The sequence below is a fragment of the Halorhodospira sp. M38 genome (genome assembly GCF_022227985.1).
Classification (GTDB): Bacteria; Pseudomonadota; Gammaproteobacteria; order Nitrococcales; family Halorhodospiraceae; genus Halorhodospira; species Halorhodospira halophila_A.
This window is the reverse complement of sequence record NZ_JAJNQP010000003.1, coordinates 84,285-106,499: the sequence shown is the minus strand read 5'-3', so window position 1 is coordinate 106,499 and position 22,215 is coordinate 84,285. Positions and strand designations below refer to the sequence as shown.

Sequence of the window (22,215 nt, the reverse complement as noted above, 5' to 3'; positions counted from 1 at the left end):
ATCAGGGGCAATGGGCGGGGACGCGAGCGTCGGCGAAGCGCGGGCGTTTCAGCGCACGTGAGCCACTTCCTGGCCCAGCATCTCGGCGGTGACCAGCACCACACCGCCCGGGGTGACATGGAATCGCTCGCGGTCGGTCTCCAGGTCCTCGCCGATGACCATCCCCGGCGGGATGCGGCAGCCCTCATCGATGACCGCATTGCGCACCCGGCAGCCGTCGCCGACGGTCACCCGGGGCAGGATCACCGACTCCTTGACCTCGGCACCGGGGCCCACCTTCACCCGCGAGAAGAGCACCGAGCGACGCACCGAGGCACCGGCGATGATGTTGCCGCCGGAGACCATCGAATCGATGGCCATGCCGCGCTTGCCACTCTGATCATGCATGAATTTCGCCGGCGGCAGCTGCGCCTGGTAGGTCCAGATCGGCCACTCGTCGTCGTAGAGATCGAGCTCCGGCTCCTCCTGGATCAGCTCCTGATTGGCGCGGTAGAAGGCGTCCACGGTGCCCACATCCCGCCAGTAGGCCTGCTTGCCGCTGACCGGGTCGCTGAACGGGAAGGCCTGGACGTGATCGCGCTGGATGGCCGCGGGCAGGACGTCCCGCCCAAAGTCCCGCGAGCTGGCGAAGTTCTCGGCGTCCTCGCGCAGCACCTGCAGCAGGTAGTCGCGGTTGAAGACATAGATACCCATGGAGACCAGGGCCACATCGTCCTTGCCCGGCATCGGCTCGGGGTGCGTCGGCTTCTCGGTCAGGGCGGTGACGCGCCCGTCCTTCTCGACGGTCATCACCCCGAAGGCGCGGGCCTGCTCCAGACTCACCTGCACGCAGCCGACGGTGACGTCGGCGTCGGACTCCACATGGCGGGCGATCATCGCACCGTAGTCCATCTTGTAGACGTGATCGCCGGCGAGGATCAGCACGTAGCTCGGGTCGTGAGCCTGGATGATGTCGATGTTCTGGTAGACCGAATCAGCCGTGCCGGAGTACCACAGCGGCTTGTCCATGCGCTGCTGGGCGGGGATGAGTTCGACGAACTCGCCGAACTCGCCGCGCAGGAACCCCCAGCCGCGCTGGACATGCTGGATCAGTGAGTGGGCCTTGTACTGCGTCAGGATGCCCACCCGACGGATCCCCGAATTGATGCAGTTCGAGAGCGGGAAGTCGATCAGCCGGAACTTGCCGCCAAAGGGGATCGCCGGCTTGGTGCGCCAGTCCGTGAGGCTGGAGAGCCGTCCACCGCGGCCGCCGGCCATGATCAGCGCGAGGGTCTCACGCGTCAGCCGGCTGACGAATCGCGGGTTGCGCTCTAGGAACATGCGACCTCCGGGGCGGGCTCGAATCCGATCAGGATATAAGGGCGGTGCGGCAATGCCAACGGCTCCCCTCTCCGGGTTGCGGGAAATGGCGTTTGGGTTACGCTGACCGCTGGAGTTTCAAATGCAGGGTTGCGATCCCCGGCAGGGAACCGGGCGGAGGGAAGCAGTCGTGGAAAGACCACCACCCAGGGACGCGGTCGAGGTCCCGGTCGAGGACCTGCGCCCCGGCATGTACCTCGTCGACCTGGGCGTGCAGTGGGCCATGCACCCGTTCCTGTACAACCAGTTCGAGCTCGAGCAGGCGAGCATCGACAAGATCCGCGCCATGGGGCTGACCCGGGTGCGGGTCGACCCACACCGCGGACGCCCCGAAACCTCCGGCGCGGCGCAGCAGGCCGCCGAACCAAGCCACCGGCGCCCCGCCCGGGCCAAGGCCGGCGACGGGCGGCAGTGGGCACGGCAACTGACGCAGGAGGCGCGCTCGGCGGTGCGCGAGCTGCTGCAGGATGCCCGCGCCGGCCGGGCCCTGCGCATGCAGGACATCGACACCATCAGCGAGGAACTCTCCGCTGCCCTGCACGAGCACCCGGATGCCATGCTCGCCTTCGGGCGCATCCGCTCCCGCGACCACTACACCTACCAGCACAGCGTCAACGTCGGCGTACTGCTGATGGCGTTCGCGCGCTACCTGCGCATGCCCGAGCCCCATGTACGTGCACTAGGCTCCGCCGGGATCGTCCACGACATCGGCAAAACGCTGCTACCGGATGCCATCATCTCCAAGCCGGGTCCGCTGACGCCGGAGGAGTATCAGCAGGTCAAGGACCACACCTGGCGCGGCGCGGCGCTACTGCGCGAGACGGCCCAGGCCACTCCGCTGGCCGTGCGCATCGCCGAGCAGCACCACGAACGGATCGACGGCTCCGGGTACCCCTACGGCCTGAGCGGCCGGCAGCTGAGCATCGAGACCCGCATGGCCGCCATTGTCGACATCTACGATGCCGTCACCGCCATCCGCGCCTACCACCGCGGCCGCCCACCGACCGAAGGACTCCGCATCGTCGCCCACGAAGCCGGCCAGGGGTTGGACGGTAAGCTGGTGCAGCGGTTCGTGCGCTGCGTCGGAATCTATCCACCGGGCACCCTGGTGCGCCTATCGTCCGGCAAGCTCGGCGTGGTCCTGGAGGCCCGGGACCGCCCCGCAGACAAGCCGCGTGTCCGGGTGGTCTACGATATCTCGGCGCAGCGCATGATCGAACCACCCCCCACTCTGGACCTGTACCACGGCCACCCCGCTCACCGCATCGAGCGTGCCGAGGATCCCGCAAACTGGGCCCTGCCCCCGGAACTCTTTATCTAGACGATTCGCTTAGAATGGGCCGCTCATTCATGCGCCGGCCCCCTCTATGGAACTGCTGCTCAAGTACTCGGTCGTCTTCCTGCTCGCCGCCACTCCGTGGGTGGAGCTCATGGTCGTCATTCCCATGGGCGCAGCCATGGGGCTCTCGGTGACCCCGCTCACCGTAGTCGCATTCATCGGCAACGCGCTGCCGGTTTTCGCCATCATCGCCCTGTTTCGCTGGTGGGAGCGCCGCCGCGGGCCGGTGCGCCGGCGCTGGAGCGACCGCGCCACTCGAGTCTGGGATCGCTACGGGCTGCCCGGACTGGCGCTGCTCGGGCCAGTGCTCACCGGCATCCACCTGGCGGCAGTGATGGCCCTGGCCCTGGGCGCCTGGCGGCGGCAGACGGCGCAGTGGATGATCGGTAGCCTGGCCATCTGGGCGGTGGTCACCGGGGTGGTGACCGCCGCCGGCGTGGAGTGGCTGACCCGAGCGGACTGAGCGTTATAGCGATGACCGCGCGCAAGATCATCCACATCGACATGGATGCCTTCTACGCCTCGGTGGAGCAACGCGACAACCCGAGCCTGCGTGGACGACCGGTGGTGGTGGGAGGGTCCCCCGACGGGCGAGGGGTGGTCGCCGCGGCGAGTTACGAGGCGCGAACCTTCGGCATTCGCTCGGCGCAGCCGGCTGCCCGGGCCCGCCGCCTGTGCCCGGACGCCATCTTCCTGCGCCCGCGCTTCGACCACTACCGCGCCATCTCGCGGCAGATCCACGGCATCTTTGCCGACTTCGCCACCACCATCGAGCCGCTCTCGCTGGATGAGGCGTACCTGGACGTCACCGGCTCGCAGCGCTTCCACGGATCCGCCACCCACATGGCCCAGGCGATCCGCCGGCGCATCCGCGAGGAGACCGGCCTGACGGCATCGGCGGGGGTGTCTTACAACAAGCTGCTGGCCAAGCTCGCCTCGGACGAGGGCAAGCCGGACGGCCTCTACGTCGTCCCACCCGAACAGGGACCGGCGTACGTCACCGCTCAGCCAATCCGAAGGCTTCACGGCGTCGGGCCGGCCACCGCCGCCCGGCTCGAGCGCCTCGGCATCACCCGGGTCGGCGACCTGCTCGACTGGGAGCTGGCCGATCTGCACGTGTTCCTCGGCAACCGCGCCGGCACCCTGCACGACGCCGCCCGCGGCATCGACCACCGCCCCGTCCGGCGGCGCCGACCACGGAAATCCATCGGTGCCGAACGCACCTTCGGGGATGACACCCGGGATCCGGAAGAGATCCGCGAGCGGCTGGCTCCGCTCATCGCTAAGGTGGCTACGCGCCTGGAGAGCCAAGGCGTGGTGGCCCGGACGGTGACACTGAAGCTGCGCTACGCCGACTTCGAATCCATCACGCGGCGGGTCTCCCCGCACGGGCCGGTCGCCGGGGCGGCGGACATCGAGGCCCTGATCCCCGCCCTGCTCGCGGAGACCGAGGCCGGGTCCCGGGCGGTCAGGCTGCTCGGCGTGAGCCTCTCGGGGCTGCAACCGAGACAACGCGAACAGGACCTTTTTAGCGACCTGACCTGACGCAGACGCGCCCACCACCCTGGCGCTTGGCGTCGTACATGGCCTCGTCGGCACGGGCAATCAACTCGCGGAAACCCTCTCCGGGCTGCCAGGCGCTCACCCCGATGCTTGCCCGACACCCACCCGGCATCCGCGGCCACTGCGCCAGGCGTCGGGCGAGCGCATGGGCCAACGCCTCGCCCCCGGCCAAGTCGGTGTCCCGGCAGAGAATCACGAACTCGTCGCCGCCCCAGCGCGCCACCGCATCGGCCTCGCGTACGCGCCGGCGCAGCAGTCTGGCCACCTGCTGCAGGGCCCGATCCCCGGACTCGTGGCCCTGCTCATCATTCAGCGCCTTGAAACCATCGAGATCCAGGAAGACCAGGCTGACCGGGGCCCCGGAGCGCCGCGCCCGATCCAACTCCACGAGCAAGGCCTCCTCGAGGCCGCGCCGGTTGCTCACCCCGGTCAGCCAGTCGGTATGCAGCTGCTCGTCCAGCGCTTCGATGCGCTGCTCCATGGCCTCTCGAGCGCGGTTGTAGCGCTCCTCGACCATGCGCAGCTCGCGCACGGCCCCGGCCATCCCCCGCAGGCGCATCGGCGCCCCAACCTCGATGGATCGGGCTGCCTCCTGCAGCGGAACGACCAGTTGCCGGCGCAGCCACAGGCCGAACAGGCCCACCACGGTGAAGCCTGCCCCGGCTGAGATGAGCGCCACGAGGTAGGTCGACGTGCCAGCCGGTGCTTGCCCGCCCTCCGGCATGCGCAGCAGGCCGGGGAGCGACGGGTGGGCGGTGAGCAAAGCGGGATGCGTGCGGGCCGGCTCAGCAGCGTGGCTCTCTGGGCCGAGATACGTCCCGGCTGCGGTGAAGGCGACACCGAAAACCAGGGCAAGACCCAGCCCACCGAAGACAATCAGGGAACACAGCGGGATCCCTCGCACGCAAACCACCTCGGAAGTCCATTCCAGACCGCTGGCGGATCCAGGCTCCGCCCTGCCCCAGCTGGCCGAAGTCAGGGCAGTACAGCCCCCCGTATCGGGCCGAACCGACAGGCAGGAGCCTTCGCACCCGAAACTGCACTGCCCTGACTTCGGCCAGCTTCCGAGGGGATCGTAGCCCCCTTATACAGTGGATGACCATGCAAGGCGTGCGAGTCGTCCAGATCGCTGGACAGTTGCGCCAGTTTCCCTACTATGAAAAAGGATTAAAGCCCACTACCCTAGTCCATCCCGTCAGCGGGGCTACGCTTAATCCACGGACGAAGACGAAACCCGAGCTCATGCAGACGGAACTGGAGCAGTACATCCGCAAGACCGCCCGGGAGCGAGGGCTCCCGCTGGCAGAGCTGGCCCGGCGGGCAGGCATGAGCCGTCAGGCCCTCTACGACGCCTGGCAACCGGGGCGCTATCCGAGCATGAGCACCATCGTCCGCATCGCCAACGCGCTGGAGGTCCACCCGCTGGCACTGCTCGAGCCCATGTTCCGCAACGACCCCAACGCGACGGGGGTCACGGAGACCGTCGAGAACGGCCTCGACCGCAGCGGCTTCATCGGCGACCTCAACTACCCGGACGGCGCTCCGGTGCTGGCGGGTAGCCGCTTCCGCAAGGGCTGGCAGCTCCAGAATCTCGGCGACCAGCCGTGGGTCGACCGCTATCTCACGTGTCAGGATGACGACATCCGCATCCTGGATACGGCCGGTACCCCCCGGGAGATCGGCGCCCGACTGGTACCGCTGCAACCCTCGGTACCGCTCCCGCGGGTCGACCCCGGGGAGCGGGTCACGCTGCAGGTCGACTTCACCGCCCCGCAGACCCCCGCCACGGTCATCTCGTACTGGAAGATGACCTTCGCCGACGGATCCCTGTGCTTCCCGGACGCACGAGGAGTCTGGGCGAAGGTCCGCGTGATTGCGCCGATCGGCACCGCCTCGGGGACCGGGGAAGCCAGCAGCGACTAGCTGAAACGCAAGGGCAGGCGCCGCCCCGCCCAGCGCCCGGGGCGGGCCTCGAAGACCCCGGCGCACGGCTCCCCGCAGCGCCGGCAGGCGCCGGCGGCGTCCAGCCGCCAGGCACCGAGTTCGTACCGGTCGCGCTCAATGAGCCGCTCGCCGCAGGCGTGGCAGTAGGTGGCACTGCCCTCCGGGTCGTAGACGTTGCCGGTGTAGACATAGCGCAACCCCTGCGCCAGGGCGATCTCCCGAGCACGGCTCAGGGCCTGCGGCGGCGTTCGCGGATGGTTCACCATCCGGAAGGCCGGATGGAAGGCCGTGAAGTGCATCGGCACATCCGCGCCGAGGTGCTCCAGCACCCACTGCGCCATGGCCTCAATCTCGGCATCGTTGTCGTTCTCACCGGGGATCAGCAGCGTGGTAAGCTCAAGCCAGCAATCGGTTTCTTGGCGAACGTAGCGCAGGGTATCCAGCACCGGTGCCAGGTGGGCGCCGGTCAGACGGTGATAGAAACGCTCACTGAACGCCTTGAGGTCGACATTCGCAGCATCCAGGGCAGCGAAGAACTCCGCCCTGGGCTCCGGGCAGATATACCCGGCGGTCACCGCCACCGTGCGGATGCCGCGCGCCCGGCACGCCGCCGCCACATCCACTGCATATTCGTGGAAAATGACCGGGTCGTTGTAGGTGAAGGCCACGCTCTGCGCCCCTTGGGCCGCCGCGGCGTCGGCGATCTGCTCCGGCTCGGCGCGATCGGCGAGGATGTCCATCTCCCGGGACTTGCTCATGTCCCAGTTCTGGCAGAACTTGCAGGCGAGGTTGCAGCCGGCGGTGCCGAAGGAGAGTACCGACGAGCCGGGCAGGAAGTGGTTGAGCGGCTTCTTCTCGATGGGGTCGATACAGAAGCCGCTGGAGCGGCCGTAGGTGGTCAGCACCACCTCCCCGCCCCGGGCCATACGCACGAAGCACAGCCCCCGCTGCCCGTCCTTCAGGCGACAGTGGCGCGGACAGAGGTCGCACTGGAGCCGCCCGTCGTCACACCGGCTCCAGAAACGCGTGGCCACGACGGACGGGTCCGCGGGATCGCGCTCTCTTGGTACAGGGGTCGTGGTCTGATTCATGATCGCTCGGAAACCGCGCTCGGGTTGAATCGTCTAAAGTTTAGACGGGTTCATCGACATTGCGGTTCCTTCGCCACGGGAGGTCACGCCCATGCACGAGACCACGCCCTCGGTTCGCCCCCCTGCCGTCGCCGGACGCTTCTACCCCGGCGAGGCGGAAGCCCTGCGCCGGTCCGTCCAGGAACTGCTCGCCGAGGCCGGCGAGCCGGAACAGGACCCGGCCCGGGCCCCCCGCGCCATGGTGCTCCCCCATGCCGGCTACCCGTTCTCGGGTGCCGCCGCGGCGCGGGGCTATCAGCGCATCGCCCCGATCCGCCAGCAACTGCGCCACGTGGTGCTGCTCGGACCGGCCCACTTCGTCGACCTCAGCGGCATCGCCCTGCCGATGGCCGACGCCCTGGCGACCCCGCTAGGCACGGTGCCCGTTAGCGACACCCTGCGCCGAAAGGCGCTGGCACTGGATAGCGTGCACATCGACGACACGGCCCACGCACGCGAGCATAGCCTGGAGGTCCATCTGCCCTTCCTGCAGACCCTGCTCGAGGACTTCGACGTTCTCCCCCTGGTGGTCGGCCGCGGTCCGGCCGAGGCGTGCGGCCGCCTGATCGAGCGTTTCTGGCAACCGGACACCCTGGTCGTGGTCAGCTCGGACCTGAGCCACTTCCACGACGACCCCACTGCCCGGCAGCTCGACGCCAAGACCACCGCGGCCATCGAGGCCGGCACCTTCGAGCAGATCACCCCGCAGCGGGCCTGCGGCGCCGCCCCGCTGCGCGGGCTGCTGTGGTTCGCGCGCAAGCACGGCCTGCAGGCGCAGACGATTGCGCAATGCAACTCCGGCGATGTCACCGGCGATCGCTCCTCGGTCGTAGGGTATGGCAGCTATGTCTTCCACTGAGCAAACTCCCATCGGCACCGACGTCCCGTCGGAGCACGGCGCCCTCCTGCCCCGCTTCGCCCGGCAGAACATCGCCCACCAGCAGGAGGTGGGCGAGCCGCTACCCATCGCCTCGGGCCTGCCGGAGGCCCTGACCCGGCCCGGGGCCGCCTTCGTCTCGCTCCACCAGGGCGACGTGCTGCGTGGCTGCATGGGCAGCCTGGTGCCCCGCCAACCGCTGGTGCGCAGTGTCATGGACTCGGCCCTGGAGGCCGCTTTTAGCGATCCGCGCTTCGACCCCGTCACCCGCGAAGAACTCGACGCGCTGACCGTCAAGGTCGCCGTCCTCGGCGAGGCCGAACCCCTGGAGGTGGAGCACGAGGCGCAACTGCTCGAAGAGCTGGTCCCCGGCGAGGACGGCCTGATCCTCCACGACGGTCTGCGCCGCGCCACCTTCCTGCCCGCGGTCTGGGAGGGCCTACCGGACCCGCAGGAGTTCCTCGCTCAGCTCAAGCTCAAGGCCGGCCTGCCCCCGGACTACTGGTCCAGGACCCTGCAATTCGCGCGCTACCGCTCGGTCACCTTCACCGACACACCACGCGCGCCGTAACCCCTTGCAGCAGCCCGCCCTTACTGGCTATCCTAAAAGGCTTAGGAAGGGTGGCCGAGCGGACGAAGGCGGCTGACTCGAAATCAGCTGTGGGCCCTGCCCACCGGGGGTTCGAATCCCTCCCCTTCCGCCATCTTCCCAACCTTCTCACCGCCTTCCCGGGAGTGTACGCCTTGCGCCTGCGGGCGAGAGTGAGGCGTGCCTTCACGGTTCATCCATGATGGAAGCAACCAACCGGAGGCAATCTTGCCGCAACGCCTGATCACCCTCGCCGCACCGGCACTGATGATCGGCGGCGCTGCCAGCGGCCCCACCCCGTCGCTCCCCCGCATCCCCTCCGGGCATCTGCACACGATCCATCAGCCGCCCATAGCAATCCCTCGGCCTTGAGCGAGCGGTGCGACCACGACGGCCCGGCAACAAAGTCGGCCTGCCGCCGAATCACTGGTCCCCGACGCTTGTATTTCGCCCGCTATAGCTCGCTGAGCTTCACGGATCCGCCGCCGCAGGAGCAAGAGGAGGCGTGAGCGCAGCCCGGTCCATTGACGAGGTCGCGACCTCTACCCCAGACTATACAGATCGTTCTATCTGATCCGGTGTATCGCATGATCAACAGCAAGCGCGAAAATCTGCTCGACACGGCCGAGCGGCTTTTTTACTCGGCCGGCTTCCACGCCACGGGTATCGACCGCGTCATCACCCAGGCGGGGGTCGCCCGGATGACGCTGTACAACCACTTCCCATCCAAGGAGGCACTGGTGGAGGCGGTGCTCGCCCGCCGCTACGAGCGCTATCTCCAGGATCTGCGCGCTGCCGTCGACAACGCGGCGCCGGGTGAGGCCGTCACCGCACTGGCACAACGCCACTGCCGTTGGCTGGAGACCACCCCCGGTCGCGGGTGCATTGTCCTCAAGGCCATCGCCGAGTACGAGCAGGATCATCCGGCGATCGCCGAGCAGGGTCGCCGGCTCAAGCGCGAGCTCCTCGCCGTCATCGGCGACGCCCTGGAACGCGACCGCTCGAGAGGCGATCCGAGGCTGGCGGAACGCCTGCTGATGGTGCTTGAGGGGGCCAACGCCCTGGTCCCGGTGCTCGGCGCGGCCGCCGCCACCGAGCACTTGCAGGGGATTATCCCCGCCGTCCTCGCGACTGCGCAGGGTGCGGAATCATGAGGCCCGTGGGTGCTGTCGGCTACGCTGTTCTCGGGGCCGGACTGATCGCGGTCGCCTTCGGGCTCGCCCGATACGCGTTCGGGCTGTTCGTCCCCGCCATCCGCACAGAGCTGGGGCTCTCGGCAGACGCCGTCGGCGTCATCAGTTCGATGGCCTTTGTCAGCTTCTGCTTCGCCAGCCTGATCGCGTCACCTATCGTCGACCGCCTCGGTCCGCGCTACGCGGCCGTGGTCTCCGGTCTTTTTGCGTTCGGTGGCCTTATGCTGATCAGCCAGGCGGCTGACGCGCTGACGCTCGGCGCCGGCGTCTTCGCCTGTGGCATCTCCACCGGGCTAATGATGCCGGCGCTGTCCGCCGGTGCGCAGGTGGCCGTGCGGGCCGACCTCCGCGGGCGGGTCAACGCCGTGATGAACGCCGGCACCAGCTTCGGCCTGATCCTGTGCGTCCCCACGGTACTACTGCTCAGCGGGGCCTGGCGCCTGGCCTACGGCTCGTTCGCGGCCCTCGCAGCCATGGGCGTCATTGCCGCCCTGTTCCTGATCCCGAAGACGGCAAGGGCGCAGCCCGGCGACAACGCTCCGGCCTCCGGGGCCTACGAACCCGGGCGGTGGCTGCCAGTGGTCGGGCTGACCGTGTTCTGCGTCGCGATGGGCCTGACCTCGTCCGCCTACTGGATCTTCGCGCCCGACCTGGTCGTGGAAATGGGCGATCTTCCCGAGAGGCTCACCGGGCTGCTTTGGTTGGCCGTCGGCATCACCGGTCTAGCCGGGGCGTGGGCGAGTGACCTCGGCGACCGGTTTGGCGCCCCCACCACCCAGGCCATGGCGCTGGTCGCCCTCGGCGCTGCCACCGGGCTCGTGGCCATCGCCCCGGGCGAGTGGTGGGTCGCGCTGTTCTCGGCCGGCGTCTTCGGTTGGGCGTTCATGACCCTAACCGGACTGTACCTGGTTACCGGCGTCCGACTGTTGCGTCAACGGCCCTCGCTGGGACCGGTGGTCCCCTTCCTGGCGATCACCGTCGGCCAGGCCCTCGGATCGCCGCTGGTCGGCTGGGCCATCGCGCAGGCCGGCTACACGGAGGCGTTCGTGGCCTTCGCAACGCTCGCACTCCTCGTGGCGGCGGCCTCGTTCCTCTTCCCGCGCACGGCACCGGACGGGGCTGCCGTGGAGGGGCCACCGCCGTCGGCAACCCGAACGTAAACGCGGCACCGGGCGGCGCGGCTCAGTCGGCGCCGGGCCGGCCGCCTTTCACCCGGCTCCTGCCAGGCGCCTGACAGAACCCCTGGGCCGGCACGTCGAGGGCGCTGTTGAACTTGCTCGACATGTTTTGGAAGGCGATCAGACCGGTCAGCTCCACGAGCCCGTCTTCGTCGAAGTAGGGCCGCAAGGCTTCAACGTGCTCATCCCGAACCCCGGCATCACTGCAGGTCATGGCCTCCGTGTAGGTCAGCACGGCCCGCTCACGCTCGTCGAAGGCATCGCTTTGCCGCCACTCGGACAGCGCAGTGATCTTCGTCCAGTCAACGCCGCGCCGGTTCAGCGTGCGGGTATTGATATCGATGCAGAACGCACAGTGGTTGATCTGTGACACACGGACGGTAACCAGCGAGCGCAGCGCCGGATCCAGGGGGCTGCGTCTGCGCTCCAGGGCACCGAAAAGCAGAGCCAAGGCGGCAAAGACCCTGGGCGAGCGCCCCCAAAGCAGCCCCGGCTGGAGGACTTCACCGTATTTGCGGCGCTGGTTCCAGAAGAACGGGCGCAGGTACCAGGGATAGGCGTTCAGAGGCTTGGGCTCGATGCGCATCACTCCTCCCCGTCCGGCCACGCCCTCGGCCGGGATCCCGCCGCAGCGCCTTCACAACTGCTTGATCCAGAACTGCAGGGGCTTATCGGTCTCCGCAGGCTCGTCGACCTGCTTCCAAGGGTAGTAGGCGATCAGCTCCTCGCGGGGCGTATACCCGAAGTGCCGCCAGACCGGGTCCAGTGGCTGGTAGTCCGCCGGGCGGAGCGGATGGGCCGGATCACGGATCACCGTGCACAGGGTGGCCCACTGGTAGTCGCCACAGCTTCGAGCATGGCGCTCCCGGACATCGAAAAAGTGCCGGTAGAACCCCCGGCCGCGATAGGCCGGTAGGAGGATCGACTCGGCCAGGTAGAACACCTGCCCCGGATCGAAGCCTTCATCGATAAACGGCTTCTGGATCCGCGGGGACTCGTCCGTCAGCGGCATGGCCGTCGACAGCCCGACCACCTCGTCGCCATCCACAACCACGGTGGCCAACGCCCACGGGGCGTCGAGGTAAAAGCGCAGGAAGTACCGCTCCTCCTCCATGCTGCCGTCGTAGAGGTAGGGCCATTCCCGGAAGACCTGCAGCCGCAGCGCGGCGATCTGCTCAAAACGCTGGCCGATCTCCTCGCCCTGAAGGTATTCGATGTGCGGCTCGCTCATGGTCCTCCAGCTCCCGACAATGCGGTTCAGAAGGGATCAGGATCCGGCACGCGCTTGCGGTGTGTCAAAGAAGGGGCTCAACCACTCGCCCGCGTCTCCGCGCGGCGGCAGATGGCGCGGGCCAGCCCCTTGAACAGGATGGCGTGGGCGGGCTCCATGGCGTACCAGTACATGCGCCCGGGCACCCCCCGCGGGGACCAATACGCGGTCACCCGCACGCGGGTCTGCTGCTCATGGGGCCGGACGGTGAACTCCAGCACCCCGGTCCCCGGGGCCTTCATGCCGAAGCCCAACGCCAGACGCTCCCGCGGCTCCACCACCAGCACCCGCCATGAGTCGATGACATCGCCGGGGCGCAGGTCGGTATGCAGCGGCCGCCCCCGGCTGAGCCCGCGACCGCCGAGCAGCGCATCCAACGACTCGCGCAGGCTCCACAGCGGGTTCATGTAGTAGTAGCGGTTGGGCCCGCCGATCGACACGCACTGCTCCCAGACCGCCGACAGGGGGGCCGTGGTCATCGCGCTCGCCCCGGCACGAAAGGGAAAGCGCGGGTAGTCCAGCGGGTTGGTCATGGGCCACGGCTCCTTGGTATCCGCCTCAGTGCGGCGCACCCTCGTCGGTCGCCGCCTGTATGCCGCGACGCTCCAGCAGCGTACCATCCAGCCGGTAGAGTTCGACCAGCGCGGTGCGGTACTCCACCTGCGCCGCCGCCTCGCTGATCCGACTCTCGAGCAGATCGCGCTGGGCCTGGACCACGGCGAAGGCGGTCGCATCCCCGGCCCGGAAGCGCTCATCTGCTGCGCGCACCTGCTCCTCGCGGGCACGGCGGGTGGCACGGCTCGCCTCGATCTGGGCGGCCGCCCGCTGCAGCTCCAGATGGGCCGTGCGGACATCGTGGCGCACCAAGCGGGCCATATTGCTCAGACTCAGATTGGCCTGGTTGCGCAGGGTCAGCGCCTGGCGGTGCTCCGCCTCAGGGGCGCGATTGGTCAGCGAGCGTCCCAGGGAAATCCCCACCTGCGCGTCGTAGCTGGACCCGTCCAGGTCCCGGGGCGCACCGCTGAAAGAATCGGCATATCCACTGCTGCCCAACTGGATAAACAACTCGAGCTCGGGCAACAAGCCATTCCGCGTCCGGGTAACCTGCAGGTTCTCGCTGCGCAGATCGAGCCGCGCTTGGTTGAGCTCCGGGCGCCGCTCCAGGGCCAGGGCCAAGTGCTCGGCCACCGGATCGGGCTCGACGACCAGGCGCTCGGGGTCGGTCAGGGGCTCGATCTCTCGATCCTCCTGGAGCTGATCCTCGCTGCCGATCAAGCGCAGCAGCTCCAGCCGCGCCGCCTCGCGGCGGCTGCGCGCATCGATCAGCTCCTGGCGGCGCAGGGCGGCCTCGGACTCCAGCGGGGCCAGCTCGGTCTCGGCCAGGTCGCCCAGCTCGATCCGCTGCTCGGCCCGCTCCACCTCCTGCTCGGCCAGCTGCAGGGACTCCTCGAAGATGGCGATCTCGCGGTCGGCGAGCACGAAATCCCAATACGCCGACTCCACGTCCGCCACCAGTTGCTGCGCGAAGCCCTGCAGCTCGTGCTCCGAGCGCAGGGTTTCCAGCTCCGCCTGGCGCAGGCTGACCAGGTTGACCTCGCGCCCGCGCCCCTGCAGGAGTTGCTGGCTGAGACTTACGCCGGCCCGGGTGCGATGCAGCTCGACCTCACTGCGGTCACTGTCATCGAAACGCTGGCTGATCGAAGCCTCCCACTCGAATCCCAGCGGCGTCCGCTGGCGCAGCCCCAGGGAGAGCTGCGCCCGGTCTTCCTCAAGGTCGAACCGGGCCCCGGTCCGCCTGTCCAGCTCATCCCCCCGCTGCTGGTCGTAGGTCAGCTCACCGAAGACTTCCGGATCGAACGCCCCCAGCTCGATCTGCTCAAAGGTGCCCGCCACCACCGGGCCGAGGCGCTCGGCCTGGAGCGCCGGGTTGTGCTCGACGGCGCTGTAGACCGCCTCCTCCAGGCTCAGCTCCCACGCCTCGTCGCCGCCGGCCACCACGCGGCCGGCGAGCAGCAGCGCCGCGCCCAGGAGCAGGCCGCCGGTCAGCGGGCGGCGCCAGCCGCAGTCACACCATCGCATGCCGTCTGCCCTTCGCCGAGTGGAACAGGGTGAAGACCACCGGGATGACCACCAGGGTGATCAGGGTGCCGGTGATCAAACCGCCGAGCACGGCGCGGGCCATGGGGGCCTGCGCCTCGGCGCCCTCGCCAATGCCCAGTGCCAAGGGCAGCAGGGCCAGGCCGGTGGTCAGCGAGGTCATGAGCACCGGGCGCAGCCGTCGTCGCCCGGCAATGAGCACCGCCTGACGCGGCGGGGCCCCGCGGACCAGGCTGCGGTTGGCGCGGTCGACGAGCAGGATGCCGTTGTTCACCACGATCCCGGCGAGCAGGATGATGCCGATGAACGACTGCGCGCTGATGGTGGTGCCGGTGGCCCAGAGCATCCCCACCACGCCGACACCGGCCAGGGGCACCGTGAACATCACCACCAGGGGATTGCGCAGGGATTCGTAGAGCGAGGCCATGACCATGTAGACCAGGGCCACCGCCAGCAGCAGGGTGATGGTCAGTTGCTGCAGCGCCTCGGCCTGCTCCTCGTAGTCGCCACCGATGCGCCAGCCGTAGCCACGCGGCACCGGGACCCCGGCCAGCTCGGCGCGGGCGTCGGCCACCACCGAACCGAGATCCCGGCCGCTGATGTTGGCCTGCAGCGTGGTCACCCGCTGGCGGTCGCGCCGCTCGATGGTCAGCGGCGACTCGCCCCCCACCACATTGACCAGGCTGCGCAGAGCCACCGGCTCACCGCTGCGGTTGGGCACGGTGAGATCGAGCAGCTCTTCACGCTCGATCTGCCGGGCATCGGCCAGGCGCACACGGATCGCCACCTCCTCGCCGGTATCCCGATAGAGCCCGGCGCGGGCACCCGCCACGGCCACCTCGATGGTATTGGCGATGCGGCTGACCGAGACGTCCATATCCGCCGCCCGGGCCCGGTCAATGTGCAGCTGTTCCTCCGGCGCCGAGCGGTCCTGACCGGTGCGCACGTCGGTGACCCCCTCCACCCGGCTGACCCGCTCCTCCATGGCGCCGGCCACGCGGTCCAGGGTCTCGCGCTGGAAGCCGAAGACCTCGATGGTCAGCTCCTCGCCCTCGGCGCCGAAGCCACCGCGGGTCGGCCGGGTCTGCCGGGCGCGCACGCGCACCTCGGCGCCGGGGGTGGCCTGGAAGGCCTCGCGAAGCTCGTCGGCCACCTCTTCGGTGCTGCGATCGCGCTCGGTGACCGAGACCAGGGAGAAGTCCAGGCGGCTGGTGTCCCCGCCGCCGGCACGGAAGCCGCCGGTGCCGGAGCTCGAGACCCAGTGCTCGGCCTCGGGCACCATGGCGACGGCCCGCTGCTCGATCCGGCGCATGCGCTCGTCCATGAACGCCAGCGACACCCCCGGCTCCCACTCGAAGCTCATGCGGATGTCGCCCTCGTCGGTGCCGGGCATGAGCTCGGTGCCGAGCCGCGGCACGATAGCCACCGCCAGCACCACCAGCGCCGTGGCCAGGCCCATCACGGCGCCGCGGCGACTGAGCACACCGCCGAGCAGACGCCGGTAGCCACGCTCCAGTGCTCGGTACCAGGCCACCCGGGCCACCCCTTCGGAGCGCTGGGGCAATCGGGCGGCGAGCATCGGCACAACGGTGAAGGCCACAATGAGTGAGCCGAACAGGGCGAAGCCGACCACCCAGGCGAGCTGGGTGAATAGCGCCCCGGCGATCCCCTCGAGAAAGACCAGCGGCACGAAGATGGCCAGCGTGGTCAGGGTGCTGGCGGTCACCGCCGGAGCCACCTCCAGGGTGCCGTTGACCGCCGCCTCATAAGGGGCCAGGCCGCGCTCGCGGCGGGCCATGATCGACTCCAGCACCACGATGGCGTTGTCGACCATCAGCCCCACGCCGAGCGCAATACCGCCCAGGGTCATCAGGTTCAGGGTGAAACCGGCAAAGTAGACCAGGGCGAAGGTGGTGACCAGCGACACCGGGATGGCCACCGCGGCCACCATGGCGGCGCGCAGGTCGCGCAGGAAGATCAGCAGCACCACCAGCGCTAGCACACCGCCGAGCAGGATCGCCCGCCCCAGGTTCTGCATCGAGCGCTCGATATAGACGGCGGTGTCGCGCACTGGCGTCAGGCTGACCTGGGGCAACTCGTTGCGCAGCTGCTCCAGTTCCGCGCGCACCCGCTCTGCCGTCGCCACGGTGTTGGCGTCGGAGCGACCGCGGACCGCCAGGCGGATCCCCGGCTCACCGTCGATGCGGATACGCCGCGTCTCCTCCTCGTGAGTGTCGCGGACCTGCGCCAACTGCCCCAGCCGGACCAGCGATCCGTCTTCCCCGCGGGCCACCGGCAACCCCTGCAGCGCGTCGAGGTCGGTCACCCGCCCCGGCACGCGCAGCCCGAGTTCCAGGCGGCCCTCCGCCCGGCGCCCGGCGGCCACCTCGAAGTCGGCATCCGCAATGGCCTCACGAACATCCTCCAGGGAGAGCTGCGCGGCGCGCAGACGCCCCGGATCCACTGCAACCTCGATCTCTCGCTCAAGACCGCCCCAGATATCCAGGGCCCCGACCCCGGGCACCCGCTCCAGGCGGTCGCGAATGCGGTCCTCGGCCAGAGAGCGCAACTCGATGGGATCGAGCTCGGCGGACAAACCGATAACCAGAACGGGACGGTCGGAGAGGTCCAGAAAGCGCAGCCGCGGCCGATCGGCCTCGTCCGGCAGATCGCGGACGATCCGATCCAGCCGCTCGCGGATGTCGTTGGCCGCGGCCTCCAGATCGGTCCCCCAGGCAAAGGAGAGGCTGACGTCGCCCTGATCCTCGGCGGAGACCGATTCGATGCGCTCCACCCCGGCCACCGGGGCAACAGCGTTCTCGATGGGCTCGACGATCTGCGACTCCACCTCCTCGGGGCCCGCGCCCGGGTAGTTGGTGGAGATGCGCAGGGTGGGGTATTCGATCTCCGGCAGCAGGTCCACCGGCAGCCGGTCGAGGGCGTTCAGGCCCAGGGTCACGGCGATCAGCGTGACCATCACGGTAAAGACCGGACGCCGGGCGCAGAAGGCGGCGATCTTCACGGCGCGGCCACCTCGTTACCCGGCTCGCCGACCACCTCGACGCGACTGCCGTCGGCGAGCAGGTGCTGACCGAGGGTCACCACGGCGCCGCTCAGGGGCGCCTCGCCCTCCGCCTGCGGGCGCACCTCGACGCGCCCCCCGGCACGCAGACCGGTCTCCACCGGCACCAGGCGCACCCGCGGCGGACCCTCCTCGGCCTCCTTGAGCAGGAAGACCGAGGACCGGCCGCCGCGCTGGATGACCGCCTCGCGGGGGACGGTGACGACGTCCTCGGCGCGCCCGACCTCCACCGCCAGGCGGGCGAACATGCCCGGACGCAGGCGGCCTTCGGGGTTGGGCACGGTGAATTCCACCCGGGCCTGGCGCGTGGTGGCGCTGAACAGCGGGGCCAGGCGAGCCACCTCGGCCGGGAAATCGGTATCCGGGTAGCCCTCGACGCGCAGCCGCGCGGCCTGGCCGGGCATCAGGCGGGCGTACTCCCGTTCGGTGACGAACGCCTCGGCCCGCAGCTGCGAGACATCCAGCAGGGTCAGGATCGCCTCGCCGGCGCTGATCGTGGCACCGGGGTCCTTGAAACGCTCGCCGACCACCCGCTCGCCGTCGTCCCAGTCGGCGCGGATCTCGGTGAACGAGCGGCGGATCTGCGCGGCGCTCAGCGCCGCCTGCTGCTGGGCGATCTGCGCGCGCGCCAGCTGCACGCGGCTGCGCTCGGCGGCCACCTGGGCTTCGGCCGCCTCCAGCTCGGCGGCGGATGCGATCTCGCGCTCCCTCAGCTCGCGGGTGCGGTTGAGGTCGCGCTCGGCGGAGGCCAGGGCCGCCTGGCTCTCGGCCAGCTGCGCGCGTGCTACCTCGAGGCCAGCCTCGGCTTCGGCCACCTCCTGCGCCACCTCCTGATCATCGAGCCGGGCGATCAGGTCGCCGGGCTCGAGGGTGTCACCGATGCGCACCTCCAGGCTGCGCAGCTCACCGGTGACCTTGGGGGCGAGCTCGTAGCGCACATTCGCCTCGAGGTTGCCGTCGAAGCGGCGCACATCCTTCAGGTCGCGACGCTCCACCGGTTCGATCTCGACGGCTACGGCGGCGCTCTCGCGCTCCCCGCCGGGGCCGGCGCCGGTACCCAGGTCGGCGCGGAACAGCGCCACGGCACCGATCACGATCAGGGCACTGGCGCCCCACAGGAGGAAGGTCTGGATGCGGCTACGGGCTCTGACGGGCATGGAGTCTCGATCGGTTCACCGGTTGGAGAGGTGCGGCAAAGTATACCAACCCCCTGGACCGCTTCGGGGGAAACCGGCCCGGGCCCGCTGCGCAGTGGCTACGCCCTGCGCTCGCCGAGCAGTTCCCGCAGGCCGGCTTCATCGAGGATTTCGACACCGAGTTCCCGGGCCTTGTTCAGCTTGCTGCCGGCATCCGCCCCCGCCACCAGGTAGTCGGTCCGGCTCGAGACGCTGCCGGTCACCCGACCGCCACACGCCTCGATGGCGGCCTTGGCCTCGTCCCGGGTCAGGCCCTCCAGGGTGCCGGTGAGCACCAGGGCGCAGCCGGCCAGGGATGACGCGGCGACCTGCTCCGGCGGTTCCGGCTCAGGCCAGCGGACCCCGGCGGCGCAGAGGTGATCGACCACGTCGCGATTGTGGGGCTCGGCAAAGAAGCCGGCGATGGCCCGCGCCACCACCGGGCCGACATCCTCCACGGCCTCGAGCTCCTCGGCCGGGGCCGCCATCACCCGCAACAGCGCCTCGCTGGTGATCGCCGTCCCCGCTTCCACGCCGGCGGCCTCTCGCAGCCGGCCCAAATCGCCGCGGGGGATCGCGGCCGTCAGACCGTAGGCCGCTTCGGACAGGCGGCGCGCGGTCACCTCACCGACATGGGGAATCCCGAGGGCGTAGAGGAACCGCGCCAGCGTTGTACGCCGCGCCCGCTCGAGAGCGGCGAGGAGGTTATCGGCGGACTTGTCGCCCATTCGCTCGAGCCCGGCCAACTGGGCGTGGCTCAGGCGAAACAGATCAGCCAGGTCGGCCACCAGCCCCTTGGCCACCAGCTGCTCGACGATCTTCTCGCCCAGCCCGTCGATGTCCAGGGCGCGGCGGGAGGCGAAGTGGAGGATGGCCCCCTCGCGCTGCGCGGGGCAGTAGAGGCCGCCCACACACCGGTGGGCCGCCTCGCCCTCGATGCGCTGCACCGCCGAGCCGCACTCCGGGCAGGTCTGCACGCGCTCCCCGAAGCGCCACGGCTCGGCCTGCCGCGGGCGCTTGTCGTGAATCACGGCGGTGATCTGCGGGATGACGTCGCCGGCACGGCGCACCATGACGGTATCGCCTTCGCGCACGTCCATGCGCGCCAGCTCGTCGGCGTTGTGCAGGCTGGCGCGGGCAACGGTGACACCGCCCACCTCCACCGGCTGCAGCCGGGCCAGGGGGGTGACCTTGCCGGTGCGTCCCACCGAGGGGACGATCCGCTCGACCACGGTGGTCGCCTCCCGGGCCGGGAGCTTGAAGGCCAGGGCCCAGCGGGGGGCGCGGGCGGTGAAGCCGAGCTGCTCGCGGGCGGCCAGGTCATCGACCTTGAACACGGCGCCGTCCACCTCGAAGGGCAGTGCATCCCGGTCCTCGATGAGCCGCTCGCGGTAGGCCTGGCACGCGGCCACGCCTTCCAGGCGCTCCAGCGGCGCGGTGGTGCGAAAGCCCCACTCGGCCAGGCGCTCGAGCACCTCCCAGTGGGTGGCCACCCCCAGCGCCAGCGGCTCGCCGACGCCGAAGGTGAACAGGGTCAGCGGTCGCTGCGCGGTGATCCGCGGGTCGAGCTGCCGCAGCGACCCGGCGGCGGCGTTGCGCGGGTTGGCGAAGGGCCGCTCGCCCGCCTCGAGACGGGCCTGATTGAGCTGCTCGAAATCCTCCTTTCGGATCACCACCTCGCCGCGCACCTCAAGCCGCGCCGGATGGCCGCTGCCGCGCAGGCGCAGCGGCACGCTGCCGACGGTGCGCACGTTGTGGGTCACGTCCTCACCGCTCTGCCCATCGCCCCGGGTCCCGGCACGCACCAGCACACCGTCCTCGTAGGTCAGGCTCAGCGAGATGCCGTCGAGCTTCGGCTCACCGGTGTAGAGCACGCTGGCCACGCCGAGCCGGTCGCGGATGCGGCGGTCGAACTCGACCAGATCCTCGCCCTCGAAGGCGTTGTCCAGCGAGAGCATGGGGGTGTCATGGGCGACGGCGGCGAAGCCCTCCTGCACGGTCCCGCCCACCCGCCGGGTGGGCGAGTCGGCGGTGGCCAGATCGGGGTAGGCCGCCTCCAGGCGCTGCAGCTCGGCGAACAGGGCGTCGTACTCGGTATCCGAGATGCTCGGCCGGTCGAGGACGTAGTAGCGGTGATCGTGCTCGGCGATCTCGGCGCGCAGCTCGGCCACGCGTCGCTGCGCCTGCTCGCGGGACGGCGTCGATTCAGCCACGCTCGCTCCTTGTCGGGTGGGTCTTATTGGCGCTTATGCACGGCGATGTGCAGCCGCCGCCGGTGCTCGCGCAGCTGTTCGCGCATGTGCTCGGCGATCTGCTGCGTCATGGTGGAACGGGTGCTATCGAGCAACTCGCCACCGAGTTCCACGGATACCTGGTAGGCCGTGGCCAGCATCGCGTCGAGCACCTGCTCGCCATCCACTGGCAGGGGTAGCTGCATGAAGAACACCAGCCCCGGGGTCTCCAGGCCCGGCAGCGTCTCCTCCGGGTCCAGATACCCCGGCTCCACCATGCTCGCCGTTCTGAACAGGGTCACTCGCCCCGTCTCACTCTGCCCGCGGCGGTGCCAGATGCGTTGCTCGCCCGGAACCATGCGCACCCGCCGCAGGGCCCGCTCGATCGCCGGCCCCCGGAAACGCTCGCCTTCCGGGGCGGCCACAAACGCCACCAGGATCTTCTCCGCTTCCTCGACATCGCCACTGCGGTAGGCGGCGATCTCCACCTGCGAGGCCGGCGAGAGCTTCAGCGGCGCCGGCTCCTCGACCCCGGCGGTGGCCGTCCCGCCGCCCCTCCCTGCCGGCGACGGCTCCGACTTCTCTGCCCCGCTCCTGGCGTCGCTTGCCCCGCCCGGCTCCGCGTCGGCATGCCCCGCTGGCTGCGAACCGCTTCCGGCGGCGTCCGCCCCCGCCCCTACGGGTTCACCGGCCGCCGCCTGGGGCTGCTCCCCGGCTGGTGCCAGGCCGGCGCGTTCCGCCTCGGCGGCAGCGGAGCGGTGCGGCGTGCCGGTTCGCTCGTCCGGTTCGCCGGCGGCTGCCTCGGCGGACTGCCACCAGGGCCGATCGTCGCCCTGCTCGCCCGTCTGCGGCGTCGCACCCGACGCAGCGGGCCGTTCGCCCAGATCCAACCCCAGGTCGAGCTCCTCCGGGGCCAGCTCTTCCCGCTCGGCAAGGAGATCGTCGATGCCGCGCAGCTCATCGTCATCGATCACCGGGCGCTCTGACTGGCCGGGGCGCAAATCGCCGCCACCCCCTTCCTCGCCGGCGCCGGCGACGCCCCCGCGCCCCTGTGCGCTACCCGCCGCCGCGGCGGCCGGCTTCTGCTCGGCGTGCCGGCGGCGCCGATCCCGCCACCGGCCGAAGGCGTAGATCGCCAGCAACACCAGCACCCCTACGCCCAGGATCGTCCAACGCATCGCATCCATG

General features: G+C 69.8%; 19 protein-coding genes and 1 tRNA gene. 9 read left to right on the top strand and 11 right to left on the bottom strand.

What is annotated here, in order from left to right; all coding sequences use genetic code 11:
• Positions 1–48: 48 nt before the first annotated feature.
• Positions 49–1,320, bottom strand: a complete 1,272-nt coding sequence (gene glgC / locus LRA98_RS03220) for a glucose-1-phosphate adenylyltransferase (RefSeq protein WP_201171705.1) — start codon at positions 1,318–1,320, stop codon at positions 49–51.
• A 169-nt stretch (positions 1,321–1,489) separates the two neighbouring features.
• Between glgC and LRA98_RS03215 the strand changes: the two genes are divergently transcribed.
• From LRA98_RS03215 to dinB, 3 genes are read left to right on the top strand one after another with little or no spacing between them, the layout of a single operon-like run.
• A complete protein-coding gene (locus LRA98_RS03215) occupies positions 1,490–2,680 on the top strand; it encodes an HD domain-containing phosphohydrolase (protein ID WP_201171707.1) in 1,191 nt (396 codons plus the stop codon).
• Positions 2,681–2,726: 46 nt separating this feature from the next.
• On the top strand, positions 2,727–3,161 hold the full coding sequence (locus tag LRA98_RS03210; protein WP_201171713.1) for a small multi-drug export protein: 435 nt from the start codon (positions 2,727–2,729) through the stop codon (positions 3,159–3,161).
• A gap of 11 nt (positions 3,162–3,172) precedes the next feature.
• Positions 3,173–4,243: a DNA polymerase IV gene (gene dinB / locus LRA98_RS03205; protein WP_201242911.1), complete on the top strand. Its 1,071-nt coding sequence runs from the start codon at positions 3,173–3,175 to the stop codon at positions 4,241–4,243.
• On the opposite strand, the gene LRA98_RS13120 is transcribed toward dinB, so the two are convergent.
• The gene (locus tag LRA98_RS13120) at positions 4,227–5,165 is read right to left on the bottom strand and encodes a diguanylate cyclase (protein ID WP_201171735.1); all 939 of its coding nucleotides are present in this window, start codon (positions 5,163–5,165) and stop codon (positions 4,227–4,229) included. The genes dinB and LRA98_RS13120 overlap by 17 nt on opposite strands.
• Positions 5,166–5,503: 338 nt before the next feature.
• Between LRA98_RS13120 and LRA98_RS03195 the strand changes: the two genes are divergently transcribed.
• Positions 5,504–6,184, top strand: coding sequence for an NBR1-Ig-like domain-containing protein (locus LRA98_RS03195; protein WP_201171737.1), 681 nt, complete (start codon positions 5,504–5,506; stop codon positions 6,182–6,184).
• Here the strand turns inward: LRA98_RS03195 and amrS are convergent.
• Entirely contained in the window at positions 6,181–7,296 is a 1,116-nt protein-coding gene (gene amrS / locus LRA98_RS03190) for an AmmeMemoRadiSam system radical SAM enzyme (RefSeq protein WP_238632701.1), read from the bottom strand. The two genes, LRA98_RS03195 and amrS, sit on opposite strands and share 4 nt — an antisense overlap.
• A gap of 91 nt (positions 7,297–7,387) precedes the next feature.
• Here amrS and amrB point away from each other — a divergent pair, with 91 nt between their 5' ends.
• From amrB to LRA98_RS03165, 5 genes are all read left to right on the top strand, one after another.
• A complete protein-coding gene (gene amrB / locus LRA98_RS03185; RefSeq protein ID WP_238632703.1) occupies positions 7,388–8,194 on the top strand; it encodes an AmmeMemoRadiSam system protein B in 807 nt (268 codons plus the stop codon).
• A complete protein-coding gene (gene amrA, locus LRA98_RS03180; protein WP_201171741.1) occupies positions 8,181–8,783 on the top strand; it encodes an AmmeMemoRadiSam system protein A in 603 nt (200 codons plus the stop codon). Before amrB ends, amrA begins: the two co-directional genes overlap by 14 nt.
• A gap of 44 nt (positions 8,784–8,827) precedes the next feature.
• Positions 8,828–8,916, top strand: a tRNA-Ser gene (locus tag LRA98_RS03175).
• Between the two features lie 472 nt (positions 8,917–9,388).
• The gene (locus tag LRA98_RS03170) at positions 9,389–9,955 is read left to right on the top strand and encodes a TetR/AcrR family transcriptional regulator (protein ID WP_238632705.1); all 567 of its coding nucleotides are present in this window, start codon (positions 9,389–9,391) and stop codon (positions 9,953–9,955) included.
• On the top strand, positions 9,952–11,154 hold the full coding sequence (locus tag LRA98_RS03165) for an MFS transporter (RefSeq protein WP_201171748.1): 1,203 nt from the start codon (positions 9,952–9,954) through the stop codon (positions 11,152–11,154). The genes LRA98_RS03170 and LRA98_RS03165 overlap by 4 nt, the downstream gene beginning before the upstream one ends.
• Before the next feature lie 22 nt (positions 11,155–11,176).
• On the opposite strand, the gene LRA98_RS03160 is transcribed toward LRA98_RS03165, so the two are convergent.
• The 8 genes from LRA98_RS03160 to LRA98_RS03125 all read right to left on the bottom strand — a co-directional run bounded on the left by LRA98_RS03160 (position 11,177) and on the right by LRA98_RS03125 (position 22,214).
• The gene (locus LRA98_RS03160; protein WP_238632707.1) at positions 11,177–11,758 is read right to left on the bottom strand and encodes a carboxymuconolactone decarboxylase family protein; all 582 of its coding nucleotides are present in this window, start codon (positions 11,756–11,758) and stop codon (positions 11,177–11,179) included.
• Between the two features lie 51 nt (positions 11,759–11,809).
• The gene (locus LRA98_RS03155; protein ID WP_238632709.1) at positions 11,810–12,403 is read right to left on the bottom strand and encodes a GNAT family N-acetyltransferase; all 594 of its coding nucleotides are present in this window, start codon (positions 12,401–12,403) and stop codon (positions 11,810–11,812) included.
• Between the two features lie 77 nt (positions 12,404–12,480).
• Positions 12,481–12,975 carry a DUF2867 domain-containing protein gene (locus LRA98_RS03150; RefSeq protein WP_201171763.1) on the bottom strand — a complete coding sequence of 165 codons (495 nt, stop codon included), beginning with the start codon at positions 12,973–12,975 and terminating at the stop codon, positions 12,481–12,483.
• Positions 12,976–13,000: 25 nt separating this feature from the next.
• Positions 13,001–14,521, bottom strand: coding sequence for a TolC family protein (locus tag LRA98_RS03145; RefSeq protein WP_238632711.1), 1,521 nt, complete (start codon positions 14,519–14,521; stop codon positions 13,001–13,003).
• Positions 14,508–17,561 (bottom strand): efflux RND transporter permease subunit, encoded by a 3,054-nt coding sequence (locus tag LRA98_RS03140; RefSeq protein WP_338018541.1) that lies wholly within the window; start codon positions 17,559–17,561, stop codon positions 14,508–14,510. Before LRA98_RS03140 ends, LRA98_RS03145 begins: the two co-directional genes overlap by 14 nt.
• The gene (locus LRA98_RS03135; RefSeq protein ID WP_238632713.1) at positions 17,558–18,778 is read right to left on the bottom strand and encodes an efflux RND transporter periplasmic adaptor subunit; all 1,221 of its coding nucleotides are present in this window, start codon (positions 18,776–18,778) and stop codon (positions 17,558–17,560) included. Before LRA98_RS03135 ends, LRA98_RS03140 begins: the two co-directional genes overlap by 4 nt.
• A 98-nt stretch (positions 18,779–18,876) precedes the next feature.
• Positions 18,877–21,009 carry an NAD-dependent DNA ligase LigA gene (gene ligA, locus LRA98_RS03130; protein ID WP_238632715.1) on the bottom strand — a complete coding sequence of 711 codons (2,133 nt, stop codon included), beginning with the start codon at positions 21,007–21,009 and terminating at the stop codon, positions 18,877–18,879.
• 23 nt (positions 21,010–21,032) lie between these two features.
• Positions 21,033–22,214 carry a cell division protein ZipA C-terminal FtsZ-binding domain-containing protein gene (locus LRA98_RS03125; protein ID WP_238632717.1) on the bottom strand — a complete coding sequence of 394 codons (1,182 nt, stop codon included), beginning with the start codon at positions 22,212–22,214 and terminating at the stop codon, positions 21,033–21,035.
• Position 22,215 lies beyond the last annotated feature (1 nt).

Coding starts and splice junctions, on each gene's coding strand:
- LRA98_RS03135 (WP_238632713.1), bottom strand. CDS start 18,778: ATGCCCGTCAGAGCCCGTAGCCGCATCCAGACCTTCCTCCTGTGGGGC.
- LRA98_RS03170 (WP_238632705.1), top strand. CDS start 9,389: ATGATCAACAGCAAGCGCGAAAATCTGCTCGACACGGCCGAGCGGCTT.
- LRA98_RS03125 (WP_238632717.1), bottom strand. CDS start 22,214: ATGGATGCGATGCGTTGGACGATCCTGGGCGTAGGGGTGCTGGTGTTG.
- LRA98_RS03155 (WP_238632709.1), bottom strand. CDS start 12,403: ATGAGCGAGCCGCACATCGAATACCTTCAGGGCGAGGAGATCGGCCAG.
- LRA98_RS03150 (WP_201171763.1), bottom strand. CDS start 12,975: ATGACCAACCCGCTGGACTACCCGCGCTTTCCCTTTCGTGCCGGGGCG.
- LRA98_RS03195 (WP_201171737.1), top strand. CDS start 5,504: ATGCAGACGGAACTGGAGCAGTACATCCGCAAGACCGCCCGGGAGCGA.
- LRA98_RS03160 (WP_238632707.1), bottom strand. CDS start 11,758: ATGCGCATCGAGCCCAAGCCTCTGAACGCCTATCCCTGGTACCTGCGC.
- amrS (WP_238632701.1), bottom strand. CDS start 7,296: ATGAATCAGACCACGACCCCTGTACCAAGAGAGCGCGATCCCGCGGAC.
- LRA98_RS03145 (WP_238632711.1), bottom strand. CDS start 14,521: ATGCGATGGTGTGACTGCGGCTGGCGCCGCCCGCTGACCGGCGGCCTG.
- glgC (WP_201171705.1), bottom strand. CDS start 1,320: ATGTTCCTAGAGCGCAACCCGCGATTCGTCAGCCGGCTGACGCGTGAG.
- amrB (WP_238632703.1), top strand. CDS start 7,388: ATGCACGAGACCACGCCCTCGGTTCGCCCCCCTGCCGTCGCCGGACGC.
- LRA98_RS03210 (WP_201171713.1), top strand. CDS start 2,727: ATGGAACTGCTGCTCAAGTACTCGGTCGTCTTCCTGCTCGCCGCCACT.
- dinB (WP_201242911.1), top strand. CDS start 3,173: ATGACCGCGCGCAAGATCATCCACATCGACATGGATGCCTTCTACGCC.
- amrA (WP_201171741.1), top strand. CDS start 8,181: ATGTCTTCCACTGAGCAAACTCCCATCGGCACCGACGTCCCGTCGGAG.
- LRA98_RS03165 (WP_201171748.1), top strand. CDS start 9,952: ATGAGGCCCGTGGGTGCTGTCGGCTACGCTGTTCTCGGGGCCGGACTG.